Annotated in this window: 9 protein-coding genes; 5 read left to right on the top strand and 4 right to left on the bottom strand. The window is 59.5% G+C overall.

Annotated elements, in window-relative coordinates:
- Nucleotides 1-321: zinc ribbon domain-containing protein (locus SYN65AY6A5_RS01600; RefSeq protein ID WP_143597121.1), on the top strand; the 321-nt coding region annotated here is incomplete at its 5' end.
- A 5-nt stretch (nucleotides 322-326) separates the two neighbouring features.
- Here the strand turns inward: SYN65AY6A5_RS01600 and SYN65AY6A5_RS01595 are convergent.
- Nucleotides 327-1016, bottom strand: coding sequence for a class I SAM-dependent methyltransferase (locus SYN65AY6A5_RS01595; protein ID WP_240530959.1), 690 nt, complete (start codon nucleotides 1014-1016; stop codon nucleotides 327-329).
- A gap of 103 nt (nucleotides 1017-1119) precedes the next feature.
- Between SYN65AY6A5_RS01595 and SYN65AY6A5_RS01590 the strand changes: the two genes are divergently transcribed.
- The 4 genes from SYN65AY6A5_RS01590 (at nucleotide 1120) to SYN65AY6A5_RS01575 (ending at nucleotide 5076) form a co-directional block, all read left to right on the top strand.
- Complete coding sequence (locus SYN65AY6A5_RS01590; RefSeq protein ID WP_011430821.1) at nucleotides 1120-1938, top strand: hypothetical protein; 819 nt, start codon at nucleotides 1120-1122, stop codon at nucleotides 1936-1938.
- A 310-nt stretch (nucleotides 1939-2248) separates the two neighbouring features.
- Entirely contained in the window at nucleotides 2249-3226 is a 978-nt protein-coding gene (locus tag SYN65AY6A5_RS01585; protein ID WP_099813022.1) for a PspA/IM30 family protein, read from the top strand.
- A 60-nt stretch (nucleotides 3227-3286) separates the two neighbouring features.
- The gene (locus SYN65AY6A5_RS01580) at nucleotides 3287-4105 is read left to right on the top strand and encodes a tetratricopeptide repeat protein (RefSeq protein WP_011430823.1); all 819 of its coding nucleotides are present in this window, start codon (nucleotides 3287-3289) and stop codon (nucleotides 4103-4105) included.
- A 578-nt stretch (nucleotides 4106-4683) separates the two neighbouring features.
- Nucleotides 4684-5076, top strand: a complete 393-nt coding sequence (locus tag SYN65AY6A5_RS01575) for a hypothetical protein (protein WP_143596971.1) — start codon at nucleotides 4684-4686, stop codon at nucleotides 5074-5076.
- On the opposite strand, the gene SYN65AY6A5_RS01570 is transcribed toward SYN65AY6A5_RS01575, so the two are convergent.
- The 3 genes from SYN65AY6A5_RS01570 to SYN65AY6A5_RS01560 form a co-directional block, all read right to left on the bottom strand.
- Complete coding sequence (locus SYN65AY6A5_RS01570) at nucleotides 5063-6307, bottom strand: transposase (protein WP_240530958.1); 1245 nt, start codon at nucleotides 6305-6307, stop codon at nucleotides 5063-5065. The two genes, SYN65AY6A5_RS01575 and SYN65AY6A5_RS01570, sit on opposite strands and share 14 nt — an antisense overlap.
- 135 nt (nucleotides 6308-6442) lie before the next feature.
- Nucleotides 6443-7537, bottom strand: coding sequence for a nucleoside triphosphate pyrophosphohydrolase (mazG, locus tag SYN65AY6A5_RS01565; RefSeq protein ID WP_099813021.1), 1095 nt, complete (start codon nucleotides 7535-7537; stop codon nucleotides 6443-6445).
- The gene (locus tag SYN65AY6A5_RS01560; RefSeq protein WP_041438447.1) at nucleotides 7518-7733 is read right to left on the bottom strand and encodes a DUF2949 domain-containing protein; all 216 of its coding nucleotides are present in this window, start codon (nucleotides 7731-7733) and stop codon (nucleotides 7518-7520) included. Before SYN65AY6A5_RS01560 ends, mazG begins: the two co-directional genes overlap by 20 nt.
- Nucleotides 7734-8136 lie beyond the last annotated feature (403 nt).

Here is an 8136-nt window from a genome sequence, read left to right as displayed (position 1 = left end):
AAGTTTCAAGCCAAGAAGAAAAACGTGGTTGTCGTGGAAGTATCGGAAGCGTACACCAGCAAAACCTGTACCAAGTGCGGGCACATCCACACCAAGTTGGGTGGCGCAAAGGTGTTTAGATGCCCGAAGTGCAACCATAGGCTACCACGAGATTGGCAAGGCGCTCTGGGTGTTATGCTCAGGGCTTTGCGGGATACCGCCTTTCTGTTTGGACTCCGTCCGAGTAGCGCGGTCGCGTCAGCATCGCGTAGTGACAACGGAAACGGACAGAATGCTATCGCTTCACCGCTGAGCAGTAATGCTCAGCAGTGTTCAGCGTAAATGTATCAGAGCAGATAGTTGTTCATGATGGCGGCATCTTCGGTATAGCTGGCCGGGTTCCACAGCACCGCCTTGGCCACCTCTTCCTGCAGGGATCCCATGAACTCCCGCACATGTTGCGCCCCCACCGCCGGCGGGACGTCGAATTGCCCCACCTTTTGCAAAGCTGCCTGCAGGCGGAGAAACACCTGGCGTTGGCGGCGGCTGTGGAGATTGGCGCGAATGATGCCCTCGGGCTTGAGGACTTTTTTCATCGCCCGCAAGCCCTCAGTGGGATCCGCCAACAAATACAAAACATCGTTCAGGCTGATGAAATCGAACTGGATCCCCAGGCGATCCAGCTCCAGCACGTTGAGGACGTAGCACTGGACATCGGTGAAGCCGTGGTGCCGCAGGCGTTCCTCGGTGAGCTTGACCGAAGCCGGCGACAGATCACAGGCCACGATCTGGGCGCCCGGATTGGCCTCCGCCATCATCAGCGTCTCCCAGCCGGAGCCACAGCCGGCGTTGAGCATCACCTTGCCCTCGGACGGGACGAGGGCGTGGGTGCGTAGGTACTGGGCGGTGGTATAGCTCATCTTGAACATCTCCCCCAGGGCATTGCGGGCCGACTGCGAGAGGGGCACGTTGGGGTAGGGCAGAGCCTCGTAGAGGCTGAGGGCCCGGTCTGCAGCCGAGAGGGCGGATCTGGTCATACGCAGAGGAAAAGCTCAACAGAGAGCGAGAGAGCAGTCGATGCAAAGGCAGGATGAATTTATGATTGAGTGTAGCCGTTGAGGGATCCGCTCAGAACTGGCTATGACTGCTGCTGCTTTGCCCCGTCGCCGCTCCCGTTTCTCCCTGGCAGGCACCCTGGCCGCCGTGGGCGGGGCGCTGCTGTGCGGGATCCTGGTGGTGCGGCTGCAGGTGCCGATGCTGGAGCGGATCAACCTAGAGGCCCTGGAAAATGCCGAGGCCCGCAAAAACCGCAACATCGCCCTGGCCACCACCCTGGGCTGGCTGGGCTACCGCAACCTGGGCGCCTCCTGGCTGTGGCTGGAGCTGATCCAGTACTACGGCGACGCCCCTGCTCGTGCCCAAACCGGCTACGGCCTCGCCTACGAGTACTTCGACCACATGCTGCGACTGGATCCCAACTTTTTCTTGGGCTACCGGCTGTCTAGCTTGGTGTTGGCCTATCGGGCCGGCCAGCCGGAAAAAGCTGTCGAGATTTTGGATCGCGGCCTGCAGCAGTTTAACCCCCAAAACAATCCCGACGCCTGGCGGCTCTACGTGGATCGCGCCTTGATCAACTTCATGTTTTTGGGGGATGCGGAAGCGGGCCGCCGCGACTACTACCAAGCTGCCGCCTGGCGGGAACAGGTGGGCCTGCCCGGCGACGACTTTCGCCAACTGGGGGACAACATCGCCCGCAGCCCCCTCAGCCGCCGTTCCCGCTTCGATGTCTGGCTGAGCGTGTTCAATGCCACCAGCGACCGGGATACCCGCCAGTTTGTTCTGGAACAACTGACCCAATTGGGGACGGTGCTGCGGACGCTGCCCACCGGCGAGATCGAGATTCTCCCACCTCCTCTGCCCGATTTTCCCGAGGAAGAGCCCTACCGCTTGCGCCTGTAATTCCAATCCCCTAACTGGGCAAAGATTGCGCTCTAGGGTTGTGACGTTGCCCCAAGAGGTGAGCTAAACTCTAACCCAAATTGTCATCCTGGAAGCCGTCTTCTTCACAGGACCGATCCCTGCGTCAGAGAATCTGCTCTCTCTGGCGCAAGCGAAGTGTTGCTCCCGCTGCCTCTCCTCGAAGAAGGGGCGGCTATCGTTCTTGCTTCCGGTTCGTGAAGACGCTCCAGGCTTTCGGTAAGTTCCCGCAGCTTCCCCATTTCTTATTATTTCTTAACTTTTGTTGTTCTGCACAATAGGAGTGATCCCCATGGCCTCAAGAACTTCTCTCCTGATGATGGCGGCTGTCCTTTCGGGCAGTTGGTTTGTCCTCCCTGCAGCGGCCCAATCTTCTGGGACAGCGCGAGTACGGTCGGTGGTGGATGGGGACACCTTTTGGGCAGACTTGAACGGCAGGCCAACCCGTTTTCGTCTTGCCTATGTGGATGCCCCAGAGCTGACGCAAGGGCGCTGGGGGCGGCTCTCGCAGGAAGCTTTGCAAAGCCTGCTGCCGCCGGGATCCCTGGTGCAGGTGGATACTCTCTACGTCACGCCAGAAGGGCTGCACATTGCCCAGGTGTACAACGCCGAGGGTTTGGTGAATTTGGAGATGTTGCGCCAGGGGCAGGCGGTGGTTTATGAGCGCTTTTTGTACGGGGCCAACCGGGAGCGCTACTTGGAAGCTCAAGAATTGGCCCAGGCGGCGCGACGAGGTTTTTGGCAGCAACGCAATCCGGTGATGCCCTGGGAGTTTCGGGAGACAGCCGCGCAAACCTCAGCCTTTGCGGGATCCAACGTTTTGGACGGCTCCTTCCTACGGGAAAACCTGGCAGCGGCTGCGGGCGTGGGCATTGCCACCGCGGTGGTGATGGTGGGCTTGAGCAAGCTGCTGTGGAGAAAGCCCAGCCGGCAGAGGGTGAGCATCCGCCAGATGGAGCGGGATCTCAAACAACTGCAGCGCAGCCTGGCCACAACGCTGGCCAGCCGCAAGCAACTGGAACGGCAGTACGATCAACTGCTGCAAAAGGCCGAGGATTGGTTTGTCAGAGCCCAAAAGGCCAGCCAACATGACCAGGACGAGCTGGCGCGCCAGGCTTTGGTGCAGCGGAACCAACACATGAGTGCTGCAGAGGCGGTTCGCAAATCTTTGGATGAAGTTGAAGCGCAGGCGGCAACCCTCCGCGAAGGCATTTCTCGCCTGGAAAGCCAGATCGCGCTGGCCAAGCTGGAACGGGAGATGAACAACTAAGCCTGGGGCGGCGGCTTAAGATGGGGGAGCATCTACCTAGTGAGCCAACTGGCAATGGCGATGAAGGCAAGAGTATCCCCTCTTTTAGCTGCCCTGCTGTTGGTGCTGCTTTGGCTTGGGATCCCCCTTGGATCTGAGTCAGCGAATGGGGCAGCGGCGGCGAGTGCCAAGATCGATCCTGAGATTGACCGGCTGTTTGAGGAAGCCTTTGCTGCCACCAACCGGGGAGATTTTGCCCGGGCAGAGGCCTTTTGGAGCCAATTGTTGCAGCGCCAGCCCGACAACCCGGCCCTGTGGAGCAACCGAGGCAACGCCCGCGTCAGCCAGAACCGCTTGCAGGAGGCTTTGGAGGACTATGCTGAGGCCATTCGCCTGGCTCCCAACGCACCAGATCCCTATCTAAATCGGGGGACGGCTTTGGAGGGGCTAGGGCGCTGGCAGGAGGCCATTGCCGATTACGAGCGGGTGTTGCAGTTGGATCCCAACGATGCGGCAGCCTACAACAACCGGGGCAATGCCGAGGCAGCGCTGGGAGAGTGGCAGCAGGCCCTGGCCGATTACCGTCGCGCCACGGAGCTGGCTCCTGACTACGCCTTTGCCCAGGCCAACTACGCCCTCTGCCTTTATCAGGTGGGAGAAACGGAAGCTGCCTTGCGCCTGATGCGGGCTTTGGTGCGCAAGTACCCGAAGTTCCCGGATATGCGGGCTGCCCTCAGCGCTGTTCTTTGGGTGCAAGGCCGGCAGGGAGAAGCAGAAAGCCAATGGGTGGCTGTGCAAGGGCTGGATCCCCGCTATGCCGACCTGGAGTGGGTGAAAACCGTCCGTCGTTGGCCACCGGCGATGGTGGCAGCCCTGGAGCGCTTCCTTTCTCTGCGTTGAAGAGCTGTCAGCAGACTCCCCTGCAACTCTGGATCGCAGCAATTCTTAATCTCATCTCAATTGAGAGGAGACATCGATCCTAGAAAGGAAAAGCCCCCACGACTCCCTCAAAAGAGGAAACGGGGCGGGCGCAGTGCCTCAGTCTAAATCGAAATAACAACATTGCCATCTTTGAGTTATGGTTTCGGACTTGGCTCTGCGCATTGGCGAAGCGGTTGCTAGGGATCCCCGCAGCCAGAGGCTCAGGTTGCAGCCTGTCTGGGGGGGCGGGGATTGCCTAAATTGGGATCAGGACAACTGAGGATCCCGGCAGCCAGCTCAACCCAAGCCCAAGAGAACGCGAAGGGATCCCGACGGTTTCGATAGACTGTGAGAGGGACAGTGTAAAAAATTGCTTCCTCGAGCTTCCTCCCGCTCTGCTGTGTTTCAGTTCTATCGCGGCGTGTGGTACTGACGTGAGTGCAATGGCCTTTTTCTCTCGCTATTCTTTCCTCTCTCCTGGTTGGAGGAGGGCACTACGAGCTCAGGGGAGCTGGGCAGGGCTGTTGCTCATGGCTCTACAGCTTGGGCAGCCCGCCGTGGCTCAGACAGAGACCCAAGTTTGGAGTGGCACTGGCCAGATCTTGAGCGGTCAGGGGCAAGGGGCCACGGTGCAACTGGTTCTGGAAACCGGTGGCGGACGCATTTGGACGCAGTCGGGGCCGGCGTTGGATGCGCCCTTTTCCGGCGGGCAGATTTCGGTTACCAGCGGCGACGGCACCTGGCAGATCCAACCGCAAGGGGATCAGTTGCTGGTGACCTTTTACCGCGGCGAGCAGATCATCCGCTGGCAACTGCGCCCCGTCGGCGAGGTTCCAGCCTCTTCTCCTCCTGTGCCATCCAGCTCCTTGATCGGCGACACCGCCCAACCGCTGGCTCTGCCTGTGCAAGAGCTGGTCGTTCCCATCCAGAATTTGCCTAACAATCGCTGAGGGATCCCGCGGGCAGGTCTCCCGGTTCAGACATAAGTAAACTACCCGGCTCCGACCGCCCCCCTTCCAGCCCCCTGCCCCCCACTCCCCCCGTATACGGGGGGCAGGGGGGCGGGGGGATTGAGGGGGGCTGGTTTACAGCAGCCCCCAAAAGCGCAATTACATTTGCCCCGTTGTAGTCTGCGTCCCCTTCCCAACCACAAGCCGGGTTGACACAACGGAAGCGCTTCCTTTCCCGTTGCCCAATCCACAGGCACTGGTGGCAGGTCTGTGAGCTGCAGGCAGGCGGCACCAACACAACCCGGATCCCTGCTCTTGCTGCCTTGTACTGCACAAACTGCCGCAACTGGTAGAACGCCCAACTATTCGACCGCCGGCGCTCCGTCTTGCTACGCGGCTGTTGGTTGACACGCTCCCGGATCCCGGTCAGGTCTTCCAAGGCAATAAAGCTGTGGGTTGCCTGCACCCTCGACACAATCGCTTTGGAGATGCAGTGATTAACCCAGGTTTGGAAGCGTCTCTCCCGGCCAGACAACCGTTGCAAGAGCTGCCGGCACCGCCGCCGACTAGACCTTGTGCCCTTACTGGCCTTGCGTTGGAGAACCGCTCTCAACCGGGAGTAGTGGTCTCTGACCCGGCTCAACTGCTGTCCACTCCAGTTATCCCCCTCTGAGGTGTGTGCAATATCTGTTCTGCCCAAGTCCACTCCAATCGCCTTGGGGGTGTTCTGGGGCTCCGGCAGGTCATGCTCGACGCAAATCTGGATGTAGTAGGAACCGTCCTGCCGTTTGACCAGGGTGGCCGCTTTTGGGTGGGTGCCGGCCAGCATGCCCCGTTGGTAGTTACCCATGGCCAGCTCAAACCGTTCCTGCCCCTCAACCGTAGTTAGCGATACCGTCCAGTCTTTTTCACGGAACGAGAAGATGCGGGCATCGTAGGTGACGAAGCCCGCCTTGAACGCCTTGACTGGACGGTTCTTTTGCTTGGCAACCTTGCGCGACCCCGCCACCCGCCTGCATACCTGCCCCGCCAGATTACTGGATAACCCAAAGCGAGCGCGTATCTCGTAATAGCAAAGGGAATGGAGTTTGACTGCGTTAACGACTTTCTCTGGTGTGCTTTGGTTGACCCAGTTCAGTGCCTGCGCAAAGGCGTCCAGAGTCGCATCCAACTTGGCGGCCTGCGCCTCAGACACCTTGAGCTTGCAGGAGATAGTCAGGGTTTGGGTCATACTGTTACTGTACCTTATGGGAACGCATTCCTCCCAGCCCTGACCGGCCCGGCCCCCGGCCCCCCACTCCCCCCGTATACGGAGGGGATATAGGGGGGTACAGGGCGGGTCTCCTGCGGTTTCTAGATGAAGGGATTAGGGGTGCTCCTGCTTTGCCTGTTGCCAGAGGGCCTCTAACTCCGCGAGGGTGAGTCTTTGGAGAGGGGAGGCTTGGCCGCTGCTAGGCAATGCCGCTTCTGCTGGTTGCCGCGCCAGCTCTTCCAGGCGCAAAAAGCGGCGGGCAAAGCGCAGGTTGGTTTGGGTCAAGGCCTGTGCGGCATCCAGCCCATACCAACGGCCCAAATTGACCAGAGCAAACAGCAGATCCCCCAACTCGGCTTCTTGTCGCGCCGGGTCAGGGGGATCCCGTTCCAGCTCTCGGCGCAGTTCGGCCTCTTCCTCGCGCACCTTGGCCCAGATCCCCTCCACCGTCGGCCACTCAAATCCTGCTCCCACCACCTTTTGGGAGATCTTCAGGGCGGCCATCAGGGGGGGCAAACTTTCGGCGTAGTGGAGCAGTTTCTGGCCGAGGGTTTGCTGCGGCTGTTCCTTCTGCTTGATGTCTTCCCAGGAGCGGTGCAACTCAGAAAGGCTGGAACTATCTGACTGCGGAGCCTCCCCAAATACATGGGGGTGACGGCGGATCAGCTTATCGGCAATCCGCGCGGCTACAGTTTCCAGGTCGAAGTGGTTTCGCTCGGCAAAGATCTGGGATTGCAACACCACCTGCAGCAACAGATCCCCCAGCTCTTCGGCAATCGCTGCCGGATCCCCGGCCCGAATGGCCGCCACCGTCTCGTAGGCTTCTTCGAGGATATAGGGAGTGAGCGACTCAGGCGTTTGGGCGCGATCCCAAGGACAGCCGTCGGGGGCGCGCAACTGAGCCACAATTGCCGCCAAGCGGCTGAGGTGCTGTGCAGACGCAGAGCGCTCCAGATAAAGATGGGCAAAAGAGCCTGTGGCCTGCGGATCCCAGCTTTGCAGCGTCAGGGGGCCGCCCACTATCTGCAAGTCTTCTGTGAGCAAGGTCAACGCTTGGACAGGGGCGCAGACCTGCTGTAAAAAACGACGCAGCTCCGCCGGATCCTTCTTCCCGCAACTTTTCAGCAGCAGGGATCCCTGCCCAGCCGCAGACCAGCGGGCCAGATGCTGTTGCCAATCGGGCTCAAGGCTATCCAGCGTTTGGAGCATGGTCGTAGGTGCGGCCCAAATCCAGAAGGCGCCTGAGCTGCTCGAGATCGATGAAACTCAGCTCCAAAAGGATCATCAGCAGCGGCCCCTGCTGGCGATGCTGCAGCTTTTTGGCCAAGCTCAGCTGCGAGCGGTCAATGATGCCCGCTTCCAACAGGTATTCTTCAAGGACAGGAGGGGGAATGGGATCTAGCATAGTCGTTTCACAGCGCTGAGAAGGACAAGTGGGAAAACTGAGAGGATGACAGACTAGTGTAATCATTCTTAACACTCTTACAGAGCTTCCGCAAAGATCTGGCCGGCAACTAAGCCAAGAGGCAGTAAGCCAGGTTTGCCGAGCGCAGCTCCGCCAGGCGATCCCTCCCGTTACCGGGACAGATGGGATCTCTGTATCCAAGAGCACAAAAAATGGATTCAGTGAGGTCAATGTATAATAGCAAGCTCGCTGCCGATTGACAGTGCCCTGATGAGCCGATTCTCTTTCCCCGACGAAAAGTACAGCCTTTTAATTTAAAATAGGGTACAGGTATTCAAGAGGAAGGAGAGAAAGGAATGCCGACTCATTCTTTGGATTTGCGGCAAAGAGTTGTAGCAGCCTA

Source organism: Synechococcus sp. 65AY6A5 (genome assembly GCF_002760415.1).
In the GTDB taxonomy this organism is placed as follows: domain Bacteria; phylum Cyanobacteriota; class Cyanobacteriia; order Thermostichales; family Thermostichaceae; genus Thermostichus.
This window is presented reverse-complemented; position numbering and strand designations above follow the sequence as displayed.